The organism is Comamonas sp. E6 (assembly GCF_001010305.1).
GTDB lineage: Bacteria > Pseudomonadota > Gammaproteobacteria > Burkholderiales > Burkholderiaceae_C > Comamonas > Comamonas thiooxydans.
Genome location: NZ_BBXH01000013.1, coordinates 101,569 through 117,988 on the forward strand (window position 1 = coordinate 101,569; position 16,420 = coordinate 117,988).

The 16,420-nt window shown below is 55.4% G+C and carries 15 protein-coding genes and 1 tRNA gene; 2 read left to right on the top strand and 14 right to left on the bottom strand.

Going from position 1 to position 16,420, the window contains the following annotated elements:
• Positions 1-41 precede the first annotated feature (41 nt).
• The 9 genes from CSE6_RS12480 to CSE6_RS12520 form a co-directional block, all read right to left on the bottom strand.
• Positions 42-1,229, bottom strand: a complete 1,188-nt coding sequence (locus CSE6_RS12480; protein WP_059440697.1) for a plasmid recombination protein — start codon at positions 1,227-1,229, stop codon at positions 42-44.
• Positions 1,229-1,483 carry a hypothetical protein gene (locus CSE6_RS12485; RefSeq protein ID WP_152668573.1) on the bottom strand — a complete coding sequence of 85 codons (255 nt, stop codon included), beginning with the start codon at positions 1,481-1,483 and terminating at the stop codon, positions 1,229-1,231. The genes CSE6_RS12480 and CSE6_RS12485 overlap by 1 nt, the downstream gene beginning before the upstream one ends.
• 656 nt (positions 1,484-2,139) lie before the next feature.
• Positions 2,140-3,495, bottom strand: coding sequence for a hypothetical protein (locus CSE6_RS12490; protein ID WP_152668574.1), 1,356 nt, complete (start codon positions 3,493-3,495; stop codon positions 2,140-2,142).
• A 216-nt stretch (positions 3,496-3,711) separates the two neighbouring features.
• Positions 3,712-4,230, bottom strand: a complete 519-nt coding sequence (locus tag CSE6_RS12495; RefSeq protein WP_152668575.1) for a hypothetical protein — start codon at positions 4,228-4,230, stop codon at positions 3,712-3,714.
• Between the two features lie 41 nt (positions 4,231-4,271).
• Entirely contained in the window at positions 4,272-5,642 is a 1,371-nt protein-coding gene (locus tag CSE6_RS12500; RefSeq protein WP_152668576.1) for a tyrosine-type recombinase/integrase, read from the bottom strand.
• 77 nt (positions 5,643-5,719) lie between these two features.
• Positions 5,720-5,809 (bottom strand) — tRNA-Ser (locus tag CSE6_RS12505).
• Positions 5,810-5,840: 31 nt separating this feature from the next.
• Positions 5,841-7,157: a serine--tRNA ligase gene (serS, locus tag CSE6_RS12510; protein ID WP_003065910.1), complete on the bottom strand. Its 1,317-nt coding sequence runs from the start codon at positions 7,155-7,157 to the stop codon at positions 5,841-5,843.
• A gap of 182 nt (positions 7,158-7,339) precedes the next feature.
• Positions 7,340-8,329, bottom strand: a complete 990-nt coding sequence (ispH, locus tag CSE6_RS12515; protein ID WP_003065908.1) for a 4-hydroxy-3-methylbut-2-enyl diphosphate reductase — start codon at positions 8,327-8,329, stop codon at positions 7,340-7,342.
• A 164-nt stretch (positions 8,330-8,493) separates the two neighbouring features.
• The gene (locus CSE6_RS12520; RefSeq protein WP_003052041.1) at positions 8,494-8,964 is read right to left on the bottom strand and encodes a peptidylprolyl isomerase; all 471 of its coding nucleotides are present in this window, start codon (positions 8,962-8,964) and stop codon (positions 8,494-8,496) included.
• Between the two features lie 116 nt (positions 8,965-9,080).
• Between CSE6_RS12520 and radC the strand changes: the two genes are divergently transcribed.
• Positions 9,081-9,773 (top strand): DNA repair protein RadC, encoded by a 693-nt coding sequence (gene radC / locus CSE6_RS12525; protein WP_034377830.1) that lies wholly within the window; start codon positions 9,081-9,083, stop codon positions 9,771-9,773.
• Complete coding sequence (locus CSE6_RS12530) at positions 9,770-10,426, top strand: Smr/MutS family protein (protein ID WP_034355642.1); 657 nt, start codon at positions 9,770-9,772, stop codon at positions 10,424-10,426. The genes radC and CSE6_RS12530 overlap by 4 nt, the downstream gene beginning before the upstream one ends.
• A 64-nt stretch (positions 10,427-10,490) precedes the next feature.
• On the opposite strand, the gene CSE6_RS12535 is transcribed toward CSE6_RS12530, so the two are convergent.
• The 5 genes from CSE6_RS12535 to CSE6_RS12555 all read right to left on the bottom strand — a co-directional run bounded on the left by CSE6_RS12535 (position 10,491) and on the right by CSE6_RS12555 (position 16,308).
• Positions 10,491-11,519 (bottom strand): M48 family metalloprotease, encoded by a 1,029-nt coding sequence (locus tag CSE6_RS12535; protein ID WP_059440700.1) that lies wholly within the window; start codon positions 11,517-11,519, stop codon positions 10,491-10,493.
• A 4-nt stretch (positions 11,520-11,523) separates the two neighbouring features.
• Entirely contained in the window at positions 11,524-12,111 is a 588-nt protein-coding gene (locus tag CSE6_RS12540; protein WP_034355648.1) for a LemA family protein, read from the bottom strand.
• Between the two features lie 97 nt (positions 12,112-12,208).
• The gene (locus CSE6_RS12545; protein ID WP_059440701.1) at positions 12,209-14,299 is read right to left on the bottom strand and encodes a bifunctional 2',3'-cyclic-nucleotide 2'-phosphodiesterase/3'-nucleotidase; all 2,091 of its coding nucleotides are present in this window, start codon (positions 14,297-14,299) and stop codon (positions 12,209-12,211) included.
• Positions 14,300-14,393: 94 nt separating this feature from the next.
• Positions 14,394-14,798, bottom strand: a complete 405-nt coding sequence (locus CSE6_RS12550; protein ID WP_059440702.1) for a group II truncated hemoglobin — start codon at positions 14,796-14,798, stop codon at positions 14,394-14,396.
• The gene (locus CSE6_RS12555) at positions 14,788-16,308 is read right to left on the bottom strand and encodes an MFS transporter (RefSeq protein ID WP_059440708.1); all 1,521 of its coding nucleotides are present in this window, start codon (positions 16,306-16,308) and stop codon (positions 14,788-14,790) included. Before CSE6_RS12555 ends, CSE6_RS12550 begins: the two co-directional genes overlap by 11 nt.
• Between the last annotated feature and the right edge of the window lie 112 nt (positions 16,309-16,420).

Here is a 16,420-nt window from a genome sequence, read left to right on the forward strand (position 1 = left end):
ACAACACTTTTGTGCAGGAATTTTATATTGTGAAATTACCTCTATGTGGAGCAGCGCTTTGTGTCACTTCCTCTATGTCGTTTTCGTTCATCCGCTCTTTGTTCTTCCTGCTCTTGCTCCCTCTGCTGTCTGCGCTGTTCTGCTTCCTTGGCTTCTCGCTCTGCTTTCTCTCTGTCTTCTTGCTCTTTGATGTAGTCGCCGTGCTTTGAGTAAATGTTTTTCAACTCTACGTTTTTCTTTTTGAGTGTCTCTTTCAAGTTGTCGCGTGCGCTCTCACTTTGAGCAAGTTCATAGTCGTAGTGCTTGCGCTGTTCTTCGAACTCTTTTTTATGTTTTTCTCTCTCTGCTTCTAGTGCTTCTTCAGCCTTCGCTGCCGCTTCTGCTGCTTGCTTTGTGGGCTTGTGCCACTCACCTGCAACACCAGCAAAAAAGCCGCTAACTGACGCACCTAGACCTGCGGTCTTTTGGGCTTTTTCTTGCGCCTGTTCGACTATCTCTGCTGCTTGTTTTTGTGCTTTTTTCATAGTTTTTTCTCCTCTTTTTTTTGCTTGTTGTAATGCTCTCGCTTGCGCTTTTTCACGTTGCCAGTTTTCACGAGTGAGACGCCTGCGCCCAGGGCCGAGGCGTGTCAGGCCGTGGCTCTGGCCAACTTCAAGACTGAACTTGTCTTGCCACTCGCGCATTGCTTCGCAATACGCCAAGTTTTGCTCACCTTTTTTCAAACCCTGAGCCTTTGCAGCTCGTGCCGCTTGCTGACCTACGTGCAGGCTATGGAACGCTTTGCCAGCCTCTGGCACAGCGTAAAAATGTAGATGCGGGTGTGCTTCGTCTTTGTGTTCTATGACACTGCGCAGCGTGTCCCCAAACTCTTTTTTGAGCCACTTCACAGCGTCCGCCTTGAACCTCTTCCAAGCCTCGGGAGTAGTGTCGTTGGGCAGGCTCACGACACCCGCAAGCAAGCAATGACCGTCTTTGCGCAAGTTGCGCCCCTGTGCGTCTTTCGCCTGCTCTGCCCAAGCATTTGCCTCAGCCTCAACTTTTTCAAGTTTCAGCCCGTAGATCCTCTCAGGCGCTAGCGCCGGATCGGCTAACTTTTCAGCGTCGATGTGTGGGCAGTTTCCCGGTTTTCTGTCTGCTTCTGCAAGCACATTTCCCACGTTGCGCCCGCCTTCCTTGCCTGCTCCCGCTACGCGTGCGTAGGCTTCGATGTGAATGAATTGATAACTCATCACGCACCCCCTTCGTGTTCGTGTCCGCAACGTTTGCAGCGTTGCTTCTCAACACTTCCAGGACTGCTGTTGCTATCTCCGATTCCGTCCATGACGACTACAAGCGCAACGAAGATAAAAAGAGCAAGAAAAGAGATTGCAAAATAAATGACTACTGCGTAAGTTCCTATTTTTGCTGCAAGTCCGAAAAATGAAACTTGCTCTTTATTTTCTTCGTTTAAAAAATTGCATTTTCTGCACTTGAATTTAGCCATTTTTAGCCCACCAAATATTTATAGAGTGCTAATATCACGAAAATATAAAATGCTATCTTTATTAATTCAAAAATTAATGCAAAAACAATGGGTAAAATTCCCGCAAAAATTGCCGCAAAAATTATTGATTTTTCTTCATTGTTGTTATTTTTATCTTTTGACATTTCGCCCCTTTTTCTTAGTTATTCGTATAATCAAATTAGGGTATTTTTAGCGTTTGTCAATATGCATAGTGACCGACTATGCTTATTACATAAGCGCGGCAATTGCATTGAGCTTAATACCTCTCACTTCGTTCGAACTGCTACGCAGAAAAACCTGTCCACTCGTTCTAATGAACTTCGTTTTTAGTAATTGAAATGCTTTCAATTTTTGCTCACCAATGAGCAACAAAAAAAAGACCCCACGAGGTCTTTCTCAAAAATAAAAATTACTCATCATCCTCTATAACTATTAACACAATGAATTACCGGCTTTCGTTTCTTTTTATTTTCTAAGCATATCAAGTGTAATCCGGCAAGTTGGTGTGACATAGTTCTTGCGAGTAATGAGCCTTAATATACCTGTTTATTTAATAAACTATTTGTTTTAACTTGTCAATACAAAATACAACCTCATTCATTTTCACTATCGTAAAAAATAAACGAGGTCAACTTTTAAAATGGACAATCCTTCATAACCATATCATCAATTTTTTCACCCGTGATGTGTTCAATGATTGCTTTGTATTCTTTTGACAAATCTTCTGCTAGTTCAAATCTATTCAAAATTTGCGCTCTATATTCCTTGTTAAGAATTAACTTCCATTCTTTTTCTGTGAAGTAAATTTGCTTGTTATGAATAGGTTCTTCGTCATCCTCTTCATTCTCTGCAATTTCTTCATCTGTTAATTGATCGATACCTAGTTTTTCTTTTAATCCGTGGCTCCAAAAGAGTTGGCTTTTTCCTTTTATTGCTTGAACAAACTCAATGAATAATTCTTGATTTTTCTTGGTATCTTCTGCAAGTAGTTCAAAGGGATGTAAACCTTTACCTTTTCCTTTATTCGCCGCTTTTGCAAGTTCTCTATCTATACCCCAGTTTGCAGAACTATCGGCTTTTGCAATGTAGTCACTTGCTTTACAGTTCATCTTCACATCGACGGAATGTTTTTTGACTGCTTCTAGTTGTTGTTTAGAAGGGTTTTGAGGCAATAAACCTACCTTCTTTAAGCACTCTATCCAACGTTGAAGAATGAACGCTTTAAAGGCTCTTTCTTTGGTCTTTGGGTCAATAAACCACAATTCGTGGGTGTGAGGGTGCCAACCGTTCACACCGTGGGTAACTTCTAATGCTCTTATCAATCCTAAAAAATTTACTTTCTTTTTATAACAAGTCCAAACATTACCAGCCCTAAAAAATGCTAATGCTTTTGATTGTTTATCGAGAGTATCCTCTAGACTCATTGTATTGTTATGAGGAAAAGTAAAAGTTATCATCGCAGATTGATAGCCTAATTTATAAGCCTCATCGATTGCTGTGGCAATCTCTTGCCTTCTAACTTCTGTAATTCTTGCGGCACAGATTGGACAAGTCCAAACACTTCCGCAAGTTTGTAGACCAGTGTAAAAAGCATTCTTACTATTAAAATCTACCGCTACCATCTGGGAATTAGAATTTAAAGCGTGCTTGCAATTTATAATTCTTGATAACTTATGCAATTCATTAGTTTTAATGTTAGTTTTTCTTGCATAGTTTAGAAGATAACTTCTAGCATTCTTAATTAATTTATAACGCTTAATTCTGTTAGAGTGATAAATCTCTCTAACCTTTGTGTTTATTGAGTTTTTAGCCTGTGCTTCATCTTCCAAAGTGGTAGAAGATTTCGCATATATTCCAAGAGAGGGTTTTTCATCATCCTTTTTTGATGATTTTTCATCTACTATTTTGCTATCGGAATACTTCTCAAAAATTACTTTTATTTGTTCTTTTGAAAAAACTTCATTAATTTTACTTTTACTATTTTTAGCCATAAAAAATCTCCATCGTTTAGTGTGGAGATTTCAACTTGACTTTTTAATTATTTTTAGATAAAGTAATTTTAGGAAGCAATTTAAAGTCTCTGACACTTTAAGTTTATTAATAAGGACAGTTGAACTCTGTCCTTATTTCTTTCAATATAATGAAAATCTTTTCAAAGTCAAATAAAAAAAGGCTCCATTTGGGAGCCTTTATATTTATAAAAAATCTTAAATTTCACAAAACCCATCATCATAACTAAATGACAGTTTTTGTATACGCTGAATTTCTTCAGCATATACACCGAGCAATACTTTAGAGACAGTTGTTTCATAAGTTCTTAAAGAAACATCCAGATTTATATCTCTAAATGAATCTTTACCGACCTTCTTCATCAAGCATCTGTTAGCAAGATTTCCTGCAAAATATGCAGAAACCAATGAGTATTTATCATCATAATTAACCTCAAGTATTTTCTGTTTTGCTGCTGCAAAGTTTATTATTTCCTTCTCAGCAGATAATTTCTCATACTTTAATTTCAAGAATTCTTCTACACTATCTTTAACTCCATTATTATTTAAATCGACACCCCTTATTATCAAAAGAATATCACTTTCAGATAAAGATAAATTCGGGGTTAACTCATTTAATGCCTTCATTCTTTTAGAAGTGTTTGAAGTATTTTTCTCTTGTGCAAACACAGAAAAAGCAAGAAAGAAACACAATGCGAAAGATATATATTTTTTCACTTTAGCCTCCTTAAATTTGATTAAAAAACACCTTGAAAATTTTAAAAATGAATTCTAACTTCTTGTCCGCTTGCTGCCGTCATGGTTACTTGATTGCGTAGCAATTTAGATATTGACGAAAAAATTTCTTTTGTTATTTCTTCTAAATATTCAATTTTAAATTCATTAGAGTAAGTATTAGAATTTACATTATCAAACTCGTGTCCAAATATTTGACAACGCGCCTCAACATCGACCCCAAACCTTTTCATTTCATTATTAACAAATTTTCTCAGACTATGAAAAACTAATTTTTGACGCGTAATACCTGAAGATTTTAAATGTCTCGGAAATTTTTTCCCAACAGCATTTCCAGTGCCTTTTCCATCTTTTTCTTCATACTTAAATATCTTATTTTCTTTACTATCAATAAAAGACTTTATGAAGTAAAAAAAAGGCTTATAAAGTGGAATTTCTCGCTGTCCTGCTAAGGTTTTACTTTCACGTACAACAATATAGTGAGTCCCTTTTTCTGAGACTTTAAACTGGTCTTTTTGAAGGCTCGTAACTTCACCAATACGCATACCTGTGAACAAAGTAATCATTAGGGTATAGAAGTAATCTTCATCTTTTTCTTTTGCTACTTTCATAAAGTCGCTGTTAAAGATTGCTTCTATTTCTTCACGTTCAAAGATGCCATAGCCCTCTTTAAGCCGCTGCTTCTTTGTCATCAATGCTTTATTAGCAGCAGGGTTCTCACCTTCATAGTGCTTCTGCTGGATAGCAAACTTAAACAATGCGTGTAGATTGATAAGTTTGTTATCAATCGTTCTTGTCGCATTTCCCTTGTCAGCAAGCCAAGTTTGATAGCGCAAAACATCGCTTTCGCTGATGTCTGCAACGTGTTGCTTTCGAATAAATTGAGCGAACTCTTTTGCAACATTGCCATAAGCCAAGGCTGTTGCTGGCTTTAACTGCTTCTTCAGTTTGAAGTATTGCTCCACCAGTTCGACCATCTTGATACCCCTGTGAGCCGTTTTAAGGGGTGTTTCTGGCGTTTGTGTGGCTGGTTGGTGTGTTGGTAGCCCTTGCAGCCCTTTGAGCGCATTTATAGCCTCTATGGCTCTTTGGTGGTCTTCTGCCGTTCCGTCCGTTTTGAGATAGCCATTCTTTGCGTCTATCTCGTAGGTTCGGACATTGGAGAAATCGAAGTCGGACAGGCGAGGCTTGTTCATTGCTGCATTTTCCAGCAAACCCAAGCAAACATTCGTTAGATGGTGCGCTATCTGGTGAGCCTTGAGCCTCACTTCATGGCCTTCGCCTGCCCCAAGTGCAAACACCAGAAATTTTTTGCCGAAATGCTCCCTTAACGCAGTGGGAACAAAGAAGCGGACGTAGTGTTTTTGACGTCTAGAAAAAAGAAAAGGCTTCAAGATTAGTACACTTTTTGGTATACATTCTTGAAGCCGTTTCTGCTATAAATCCTTTAAAAGCAAGGACTTAGAGCAATTGGCGGAGAGGGTGGGATTCGAACCCACGGTACGTTTGCACGTACGCCTGATTTCGAGTCAGGTACATTCGACCACTCTGCCACCTCTCCTGTGTCGAAGCATCTATTGTAGCCTAAAAAATCAGGCCTTCAGCAAAGTTTTGCCGCCCATGTACGAAACCAGCGCTTCGGGCACGGTGATCGAGCCGTCGGCGTTCTGATAGTTCTCCAGCACGGCGACCAGCGTACGACCCACGGCCAGGCCGGAACCGTTGAGCGTGTGCACCAGTTCGTTCTTGCCCTGGGCATTCTTGAAACGGGCCTGCATGCGACGCGCCTGGAAGGCTTCGCAGTTGGAGACCGAGCTGATTTCGCGATAGGTGCCCTGTGCCGGCACCCAGACTTCCAGGTCGTAGGTCTTGGCGGAGCCAAAGCCCATGTCGCCCGTGCACAGGCTCATCACGCGGTAGGGCAGACCCAGCTTCTGCAGCACGGCTTCGGCGTGACCGGTCATCTCTTCCAGCGCTTCATAGCTTTTTTCGGGATGCACGATCTGCACCATCTCGACCTTGTCGAACTGGTGCTGGCGGATCAGACCGCGCGTGTCGCGGCCGCCCGAGCCGGCTTCGGAACGGAAGCAGGGGCTGTGTGCGGTCAGCTTGATGGGCAGGCGGTCTTCGGCCAGCACTTCATCGCGCACCAGATTCGTCAACGGCACCTCGGCCGTGGGAATCAGGTACAGAGCCGCGGTATCGGGCAGGGGCTCGGCATCCTGGCCACCCTTCTGGGCCGCAAACAGATCGCCTTCGAACTTGGGCAGCTGGCCCGTACCCTTGAGCGAATCGCTGTTGACGATGTAAGGCACATAGCATTCGGTGTAGCCATGCTGCTCGGTCTGCAGATCCAGCATGAACTGGGCCAGCGCACGGTGCAGGCGCGCGATCTGGCCCTGCATCACGGTGAAGCGGGCACCGGAGAGCTTGACGCCGGCTTCGAAGTCCAGGCCGATGGGCGCACCCAGATCGACGTGATCCTTGATCTCGAAGTCGAAATTCCTCGGCGTGCCGAAGCGGCGCACTTCCACATTGCCTTCTTCGTCGGCGCCCACGGGCACGGACTCATGAGGCAGATTGGGCACGGCCGCCAGCATGGCCTGCAGCTCGGTCTGGATCTGATCCAGGCGCGTGGCCGATTGTTCCAGCTCGGTCTTCATGGCTGCCACTTCGGCCTTGGCGGCTTCGGCGGCGTCCTTTTCGCCCTTGCCCATCAACATGCCGATCTGCTTGGACAGCTGGTTGCGCTTGGACTGCAGCTCCTCCGTGCGCGTCTGGATGGACTTGCGTTCGGATTCCAGCGCCTTGAAGGCTTCCACGTTGAGGAAGGCTTGGGGGTTCTTGCGGGTTTGCAGTCGGGCGACGACTGAATCCAGGTCTTTGCGGAGAAGTTGAATGTCGAGCATAGATGGGGATTTTAGAGCGACTGGCCGCACCCGGCCGATACACGGGGGATGGCAGCAGTCAGCTATCAAAAGCAAAGCGCCTTGCGCAGGCTATTCATAGAATTTCAGCATAAAACTATCTGAAATTACCGAATACCATGCGCAAGGCGCTATGAAGTTGCAAGCATTCAGCTTGCCATGACTCAATGTCCGGTCTCGGGCGCCTTGCGCACTTCGATCTCCAGGCCCGTGGCCGCGTCGATCTTCAGACCCTTGGGCAGCGGGAACTTGATGGTTTCCTCGATACCGTCCATCTTGCGCACGGCGACTGCGCCCAGTTGCCGGATGCGTGCGATGACCTCGTCGACCAGCACTTCGGGCGCCGAGGCACCGGCGGTCAGCCCCACGCGGGCCGCATCGGCAAACCACTCCTGCTTGAGCTCGAGCGCGTTGTCCACCATATAGGCAGGCGTGCCCAGGCGATCGGCCAGCTCACGCAGGCGATTGCTGTTGGAGCTGGTCGGGCTGCCGACGACGATGACCAGATCCACCTGGGGTGCCAGCACCTTCACGGCGTCCTGGCGGTTCTGCGTGGCATAGCAGATGTCCTGCTGCTTGGGCTCGCGCACCAGAGGAAAGCGTGCCTTGATGGCGGCCTTGATGCCCGCAGCATCATCGACCGACAGCGTGGTCTGCGTCACCACGGCCAGCTTTTCGGTCTGGCGCGGCGCCACCTTGGCCACATCGCCCTCGTCCTCGACCAGATGAATGCCTTCGGAGAGCTGGCCCATCGTGCCTTCGACCTCGGGATGGCCCTTGTGGCCGATCATGAGGAATTCGTAGCCTTCCTTGGCCAGCTTGGCGACTTCCACATGCACCTTGGTGACCAGCGGGCAGGTCGCATCGAAGATGGCAAAGCCACGGCGCTCGGCCTCCTGCTGCACGGCCTTGGAGACGCCGTGGGCCGAAAAGATCAGCGTGGCGCCGGGCGGCACTTCGTCCAGCTCCTCGATGAAGATGGCGCCCTTGGCCTTGAGATCGTTGACCACAAAGGTGTTGTGCACGATCTCGTGGCGCACGTAGATGGGCGCGCCGAACTTGGCCAGCGCCCGCTCCACGATCTCGATGGCGCGATCCACCCCGGCGCAAAAGCCGCGCGGCTCGGCCAGCAGGACTTCCTTGGCTCCCACCATTTCAATACCCCCTGGCGCTACGCACCACTCGCACGGCATGACATTGGCGCGCTTGAAGCGCGGGACGGCGGCGCGGGCCGACCGCAGCAAGGGCCGCCCCGCAGCAAAGGCCGTCGTCCCCCTTGAAGGGGGAAGCTGCGCAGCAGCTCAGGGGGTGTGTCATTTCAAAGTACCCCGATCAGCTTCACTTCAAACGTCACGGGCTGGCCGGCCAGCGGGTGGTTGAAGTCGAACAGCACGGCGCCGTCCTCGCGCACCTGCACCACGGCGCCGGCGTAGCTGCCGCTGCCGTCGGGCGTGGGGAACTGCACCACATCGCCTGCGGTGTATTGCTCATGCGGGTCGCCGAGCTCGTTCATGAGCTTGCGGGCCACCCACTGCATCATGTCGGGGTTGCGCTCGCCAAAAGCCTCGCCAGCGGGCAGCTCGAAAGTGGTGTGCGTGCCCTCGGCTAGGCCGATCAGCTTGTCTTCCATGGCCGGCGACAGCTCGCCCGCACCCAGCGACAGCGTCGCCGGCTTTTCGTTGAAGGTATTGATCACATCGCCCGCAGGGCCCGCCAGGCGGTAATGCAGCGTGAGAAAAGAGCCTGCCTGCACGACGGGCAGATCCGAAGGGGTTGCGCTTGTGGTCATGAAAGTCCCGATAAACTGGGCTGCATTGTAAGAGCGAGCCTATAACCTCTTCGCCGCTGCGTTGAGATGGCCGACCCGCCCCTTCCCCCGCCTTGTGCAAGCGAGCACTGACGCCCATGCCCATCAAAGACCTGCCCCTGGATGCCCAGCCGCGCGAAAAGCTCGCGCAGCGGGGTGCGGCTGCGCTCTCGGATGCCGAGCTGCTGGCCGTCATTCTGCGCACCGGCATAGCCGGCAAGACGGTGCTGCAGATGGCGCAGGAGCTGCTGGAGCTGCCCGGTGATGGCCAGGGAGCAGGCGGTCTGGCCGGGCTACTGGCCGCCGACTACAAGGCGTTGACAGCCGTCAAAGGCCTGGGCCCTGCCAAGCGCGCCGAGCTGATGGCCGTGCTGGAGCTGGCCCGCCGTGCCACGGCACAGCAGCTGCGCGAGCGGGAAGTCTTTTCCTCCCCCGAGGCCGTCAAGCACTATCTGCAGCTGCATCTGGCGGCCAGGCCGCATGAGGTGTTTGCCGTGCTGTTTTTGGACAGCCAGAACCGCTTGCTGGCTCTTGAAGAAATGTTTCGCGGTACCTTGACGCAAACCTCCGTCTACCCTCGTGAAGTCGTGCTGCGCGCCCTGCACCATCAGGCCGGCGCGGTGATCCTCGCGCACAACCACCCCAGCGGCAACGTGCAGCCCAGCAGTGCCGATAGCGCGCTGACCGCCACTCTCAAGGCCGCTCTGGCTTTGATCGATGTACGCGTGCTCGACCACATCATCGTCGGGCCGGGCGCCGCCTGCTCCATGGCCGAGGAGGGTCTGCTATGAGCCACGCACACCGCTCGCTGCAGGATCTGGCCGGCATCTCCCGCCATCTCAAGCAGATGCGCGAACAGGCCGAAGCCCTGGCCCTCGCGCAGGCCGAGGCGCGTGCAGCGCGCGAGCGTGAACGCAATCTGTTTGCGCTCAGCGTCGGCAAGGTCACGCCACTGCGCTCGCGCAACGAAGTCAGCTTTCTCGAACCGGCACCCTCGCCGCTGCCTCTGCAGATGGTGCTGGACGAACAGAATGTGCTGCGCGAAGCCATGAGCGACGAGTTCGATGTCAGCACCCTGCTGGACGTGGACGATCAGTTGAGCTTTCGCCGCCCCGGCATCGGTCTCGACGTGACTCGCAAGCTGCGTGGCGGCCACTGGAGCATTCAGCGCCAGCTGGACCTGCACGGCCTGCGCTCGGACGAAGCCCGCGAGGCGCTGGGCCAGTTCATCCGGCTGTCGCACCGCACGGGCGTGCGCTGCGTGCGCATCGTCCACGGCAAGGGCCTGGGATCGCCGGGGCGCACCCCCGTGCTCAAGGGCAAGGTGCAGCGCTGGCTGGTCCAGAAAAAAGAAGTGCTGGCCTTTGTCCAGGCCCGCCCTGCCGAGGGTGGCGCGGGCGCGCTGGTGGTGCTGCTGCAGCCGGGCAAGCGCAAGCTGTTCTGAGCCCCATCGCGTCCGACCTGACAGCTGCTCGTGCCTATCTCCATTGGGCTTGAGCCCAAAAGGCTTATCTTCCCTGCGGCACGGTGTTGAGCGGCAAGGGCAGCGGCCGCATATTGCGGCCGTAGATGCGGCGTATGCGCTCGGGCAGCGTGGGGTGGGATTCCAGCCAGTCTTCGAGGCGGCTGGCATGGGGTGTTTCGGCCAGCAGCATATGCTGCACGATGCGCTTGTCCAGCCCCTGGTGGCTGCGCGCATCCTGCTGCCAGCTGCCGTACTGTTGCTCGGCCAGTTCACGCTGCGTGAGCACCTTGCGCAGCACGCCGCCCAGCCCATCCTTGCTGCGCGTCCACTGCACGGCGCGCGCATCGGCCAGATACTCGCGCTGGCGCGATACGGCGGCCTTGAGCAACTGGCCGCCCAGCCAGCCGACAAAGCCCGCAGCCTGGATAAAGAGGCCGAACCATTGCATAAGAATGCTGTCGCGCTCGCGCAGGCTCTGGCCGAAGTTGTGGATCAGCTCCAGCCCGTAGACCATGCCGGCCAGCTGCATGTTCAGGCGCGTGTCGCCCTCGCGCAGATGGGACAGCTCATGCGCCACCAGGCCCTGCATTTCCTCACGGCTGAGCTGGTCCAGCGCCCCCTGGGTCACGGCGATGACGGCGTCCTGCGCATCCCAGCCCGCCGCAAAGGCATTGATGGCCTCGGTCCGCGCCAGCACCGCGACCTGGGGCGCAGGCCAGTGCGCCGCAATGCACATTTCATCGACGATATTGCACAGCTGCTGCTCGGCCAGCGAGCTGCCGGGCCTGGCCTCGCGCGCACCCACACGCTGAGCCAGCTTGCGCCCGCCATGGCGCAGCTGGTCCAGCTCTATCCAGCAGCCGCCCAGCACCAGCAGCAAGGTCACGCCGATATTCACAGCCGCAAAGCCCGTGGGATAGTCCCAGCCGCCGAATGCCAGAGTGCTCAGCCACCAGGCCAGCATCAGGCCCAGGTGCACCGATGCCACCACGGCCAGCACGCACAGGCCGAACACCAGCAGCAACCAGCGCGTGCTGCGCCTGGCCTGGCGCTGTCGCTCCCAGAAACGCATGCGCTCAGAACCTGACCTGAGGAACGGCGCGCTCCTGCTCGCTCTGGGTCGAAGCCAGCATGTCCATATGCACAAAACCCACCAGCCGCGCCACGATCAGATCCGGGAACTGTCCGGCCTGGTTGTTGAATTCCAGCACCTCGTCGTTATAGGACTGACGCGCAAAACCGATGCGGTTCTCGGTACTGGTGATCTCTTCGCTGAGCTGCTGCATGCGGGCATCGGCCTTGAGCGTGGGATAGGCCTCGGCCAACGCCATCAGACGGCCCACCTGACCGCCCAGCACCTGCTCCGCAGCCATCAGAGCCCCCATGGCCTGCGTCTTGCCCGGCGACTGACGGGCCTTGTCGGCAGCGCTGACGGCCTCGCCTCGTGCGCGAATCACGGCCTCCAGCGTCTGGGCTTCGTGCTGCATATAGCCGCGTGCAACCTCCACAAGATTGGGAATCAGGTCATGACGGCGCTTGAGTTGCACGTCGATCTGCGCAAACGCGTTCTCCACCTGGTTCTTGTGCGTGCGCAAGCGGTTGTAGAGGGCAATTGCCCAGATCACGATCACCACAACCACTGCCAGCGCGATATATGCCGTCATACCCTCTCCCTGAAAATTTTCTCGCATCATAGCCAGTCCCAGAAAAAAGCCGCCGTGGCCTTTGGAGCCACGGCGGCAGTCATTGCGGCAACGCTGCCTACTTGGACAGATCGAGCTGGTATTTGCTCATGCCCTTGCCCGAGCCGTCATCGGCCGCCAGCACAGACACTCCCGTCAGGCCTGCCGCCTGGGCCACGCTCAAGGCATTGGTGCCGGAGCTGAACACCACCGGGCCGGCCGTCGTCACCTTGGCAAAGCGCCAGCTCTTGGCTGCGCCATTAGCCGCTCTGGTGATCTGCGGATTCTTGCGCACATACTCGATCACCACATCACGGTTCGCATCGGGCGATGCCCAGATGGCCGACGAGCCGTCGAGCTTGGGGATGAAGCTGGCACCGCTGGTGGCCCGGTAGTTGTTGGTGGCGATCACGAACTCCTGCGCCGTATCGATGGGCTTGCCCAGATAGCTGAGGTTCTTGATACGGCTGCCCAGCGGCTGGGTCACATCGATCTCGTACTGCACATCGGCGGTGGTGAACATATCGAAGTTGTAGCCCGGGAAGCTGCTGATCAAGGGCTGCTCGGCGGTCTTGTTCACGTCGATCTGGTTGAAGCGCTTGGCTGCAGCCTCCAGCCAGCTCTTGATGTCCGCGCCATTGACCTTCACCGCATATACGGTGTTGGGATAGAGATACAGGTCGGCCGCGTTGTAGATGGCGAGCGAGCCGGCAGCCACATCGGTGAAGTCCTTGCCGCCCTGGAAGCCGGACTTGAACGGCGCGCTCACCGACAGCACGGGCAGGCTGGCGTACTGCGGCAGATTGGCCTTGATGTAGCTGGCCACATAGGCCTGCTGGGCCTGGTTGACGATCTGGATGGCACCGGGGTCGCCCACATCGGCAAACAGCGTGCTCATGCGGAAGTCCGTGCTGCCTATGGGCGTCTTCACGTAGCTGATGGCCGCCTGATGCTGTGCCTCGATCAGCGGCGCGACGGCCGGGTCGGCATCCACAAACACCGTGGCACCCGCGGCATCCTTGTTCTGGATGTTGCGCAGCTCGCTCTTGCTGCCGGTCTTGGCCACGCTCCACTTCTTGCCGTCCCATTGCAGCGGCAGCTGGATCACGCCCAGAGCCTTGCCCCAGGAGCTGGCCATGACCGCAGGCACGCCGTTGATGGTGCCAGCCTGGTTGTCCACACCGTTCTGGCTGTAGGCAGGCTTGGCCGACAAGTCGGGGAACACGCTGTGCTGATGGCCCATGACCATGGCGTCGATGCCCGCCACCTTGGACAGATACAGGCCGGGGTTCTCCATGGTGGCCGAATAGGCCGAGCCGTCCAGACCACCATGCAGCAGCGCCACCACCACATCGGCACCCTTGGCGCGCAACTCTGGCACGTATTTGCCGGCAGCCTCCACCGCACCTTCGGTGTAGACCTTGCCTTCGAGATAGCGCTTGTCCCAGTTCATGATGCCCGGCGTGGTGAAGCCGATCACGCCGATCTTGATGGGCAGCTTGACTTCCTTACCATCGCTGCCCTTGGCCACCATGGTGCGCTCCAGCACGGCATAGGGCTGAACCAGCGGCTTCCTGGTCTTGCTGCTATAGACATTGGCCAGTACGGCTGGATAGCCGTTGCCCGCACATTTCTGGCTGGCATCCACGCCATCCACATCCAGACCGCCGCCCAGCACCTGGTTGAGAAAGGGCAGGCCGTAGTTGAATTCGTGATTGCCCAGCGTGCCCGCGTCAAAGCTCAACGCGCCCATGGCCTTGTACATGGACAGCTGCTGCGTGCAGGGTATGGGCTTTACCTCGGCCTCGTAGTCGGCCAGGGCCGTGCCCTGAATGGTGTCGCCGTTGTCCACCAGCAGCGTGTTGGCAAATTCCTTGCGAGCCGCACGGATCAGCGTGGCCGTGCGCTCGAAGCCATAGGTCTTGTCCTCGGCCAGCTTGAAATAGTCATAGCTGCGCACATTGAAGTGCAGGTCCGTGGTCTCCAGAACGGCCAGCGTCGCCGTGGCAGGCTGCGCGGTCACAGGCGTCGTGCTGCTGTCGTCGCTGCCGCCGCAGGCGGCCAGCAATGCGGCACAGCCCACGGCCGTCAGCACATGGCGGCGTTGTTGCAATGCCGAGAAGAAACCGCCCGAGCGCAGCTTTGCGCCAGGCAAATCGAAATCCTGCATGGTTGACCCTGCTTGTTGAAAAACAGGCAGTGTCGGCAGGGCTTCTTACAGCATCGTGAAGGAAATTTGACGCTTTGAAACTGGGCTCAGGAACTCAGGCGCAGCGATTGCGCATCCAGTCCGCCGTGTTCATGAAGCTGGCCTTGAGGCGCGTGCGCAAGGCCTCGGGCACCTCGGTCTCGCCCATGGCCTGATCCATGCAAGCCACCCACTGGTCGCGCTCCTGGATCCCAATGGAAAACGGCATATGGCGCATGCGCAGACGCGGATGACCGAAACGATCCTGGTAATAGTCGGGGCCGCCCAGCCAGCCGCAGAGAAACCAGAACAGCTTCTGGCGCGCATCGGCCAGCGTGCTGCCATGGGCGGCGCGCAGCTCCTTGTAGCCGGGCTCCAGATCCATGAGGTCATAGAAGCGGGTCACCAGTTGCTGGACTTTCTCTTCCCCGCCTATCCATTCGTAGGGGGTATCAAACGGGGGCTTTTCTTCAATCTGCATGTGTAGCGGCTTTGCGAGTCAGTCCCGATTGTCGGACATGCGGCATGTCCATACCCGAGCGCAGGAATGCGAAAACCCCAACGGCCGTCAGCACCGTCACGCCTGCCAGCACATCGAGCAAGGTGGAAAAAGCCAGGCCATAGGCCTTGAGCAGCTCGGCGGCCGACGCATCCTGCATCAGCGCCTGCACTCCCTGCATATTGCCGGTGACCAGCATCTGGGCCACGGCCGAGCCCTGCGTCATGGAGGGCGAGAGAGCAGCCAGCTCCCGCGTCAGCAGCGCGGCCAGCGCTGCCCCGACCACGGCCAGGGCAATGCCCTCGCCCGCCACACGCACGGTGCTGAAGATGCCCGTGGCCATGCCGGCACGCTCGCGCGGCACCACGGTCACGGCAAGCCCGTCCATCAGCCCCCAGGGCAGGCCTATGCCCAGACCGATCAGCAGCAGCGGCGCGGCCATCTGCGCCAGCTCCGAGCCGGGTGGACAGCGCCCCAGCCACAGCAGGCCCACGGCGCAGACCAGCAGCCCCGCGCCGCACAACAGGGCTGCCGACAGCCAGCGCGCAAGCCAGCCCGCCAGCAGTGGTACGAACAGCATGGGCAGCGACAGTACGAACATGCGCTGCCCGGCCGCGAGCGGCGCCAGGCCTTCCACGCCGATGAAGCGCAGCGGCAACAGCACCAGCAGCACCACAAAGGCGTAGGCCGGTGCTGCGGCCAGCAGCACCACAAAGGCGTAGGCCGGTGCTGCGGCCAGCAGCTGCACACCGACAAAGCGCGGATAGCGGAACAGCGACAGGTCCAGCATGGGGTGAGCACTGCGGCGCTCGATCTGTACAAAGGCCGCTGCCGCCAGCAGGGCAGCCGCCAGGGGCAGCCATGTGCGGCCATGCGACCAGCCCGTTTCCGGGACTTGCAGCATGCCCCAGGTCAGCAGGGCCAGCGCCAGCGTGAACGACAGCGCGCCCGGCAGGTCCAGCCGCTGTGCCTGCGGATTGCGCGATTCCGGCATATGGCGCAGGCCCAGCAGCAGCGCAGCGGATGCCGCGGCGGCTGCGCTGAGCACTACGCTGCGCCAACCCCAGCTTTGCAGCAACCAGCCCGACAGCAAGGGCCCGAAGGCCAGTCCCACACCAAAGGAGGTGCCCACGAAACTGAAGGCACGGGTACGCCGGGCTCCATCGTAGGCCTGGGCCAGGCCGGCGGTGCCTGCCGCCAGTGCAGCGGCCGCGCCCAGTCCCTGCAGCGCCCGCAACAGATCGAAGCCGATGATGGCCCCCTTGCCCTGCAGACAGACCTGCAGCAGCACGCTGCCCACCACGACGGCCAGCCCCGCAAGAAACACGCGCCGCCGCCCGTAGACATCGGCCAGTGCTCCTGCCGCCATCAATGTGGCGCCGAAGCTCAGCATGAAGGCATTGGTGACCCAGTTCAGCGCCAGAGGGCCGCCGCCCAGAGCCTCACGCAGCGCCGGCAGCGCCACGGCCGGCCCGGTAAAGCTCAGCGGCATGGCCAGCGCGGCCAGGCAGACCGACAGCAGCCCCCATGCAGGCGATGCGCGGCGGGTGCAAAAAGAAAGGTCCGCGTGCGGGCGGGATGGGGAAGTGGGGCAAGACATGGAG

Excerpts from the sequence above, each read along its gene's own strand:
- radC (WP_034377830.1), top strand. The coding sequence starts at position 9,081 with ATGCCCATCAAAGACCTGCCCCTGGATGCCCAGCCGCGCGAAAAGCTC.
- CSE6_RS12480 (WP_059440697.1), bottom strand. The coding sequence starts at position 1,229 with ATGAGTTATCAATTCATTCACATCGAAGCCTACGCACGCGTAGCGGGA.
- CSE6_RS12485 (WP_152668573.1), bottom strand. The coding sequence starts at position 1,483 with ATGGCTAAATTCAAGTGCAGAAAATGCAATTTTTTAAACGAAGAAAAT.
- CSE6_RS12555 (WP_059440708.1), bottom strand. The coding sequence starts at position 16,308 with ATGCCGCTGAGCTTTACCGGGCCGGCCGTGGCGCTGCCGGCGCTGCGT.
- CSE6_RS12520 (WP_003052041.1), bottom strand. The coding sequence starts at position 8,964 with ATGACCACAAGCGCAACCCCTTCGGATCTGCCCGTCGTGCAGGCAGGC.
- CSE6_RS12535 (WP_059440700.1), bottom strand. The coding sequence starts at position 11,519 with ATGCGTTTCTGGGAGCGACAGCGCCAGGCCAGGCGCAGCACGCGCTGG.
- serS (WP_003065910.1), bottom strand. The coding sequence starts at position 7,157 with ATGCTCGACATTCAACTTCTCCGCAAAGACCTGGATTCAGTCGTCGCC.
- CSE6_RS12540 (WP_034355648.1), bottom strand. The coding sequence starts at position 12,111 with ATGACGGCATATATCGCGCTGGCAGTGGTTGTGGTGATCGTGATCTGG.
- CSE6_RS12530 (WP_034355642.1), top strand. The coding sequence starts at position 9,770 with ATGAGCCACGCACACCGCTCGCTGCAGGATCTGGCCGGCATCTCCCGC.
- ispH (WP_003065908.1), bottom strand. The coding sequence starts at position 8,329 with ATGGTGGGAGCCAAGGAAGTCCTGCTGGCCGAGCCGCGCGGCTTTTGC.
- CSE6_RS12545 (WP_059440701.1), bottom strand. The coding sequence starts at position 14,299 with ATGCAGGATTTCGATTTGCCTGGCGCAAAGCTGCGCTCGGGCGGTTTC.
- CSE6_RS12490 (WP_152668574.1), bottom strand. The coding sequence starts at position 3,495 with ATGGCTAAAAATAGTAAAAGTAAAATTAATGAAGTTTTTTCAAAAGAA.
- CSE6_RS12550 (WP_059440702.1), bottom strand. The coding sequence starts at position 14,798 with ATGCAGATTGAAGAAAAGCCCCCGTTTGATACCCCCTACGAATGGATA.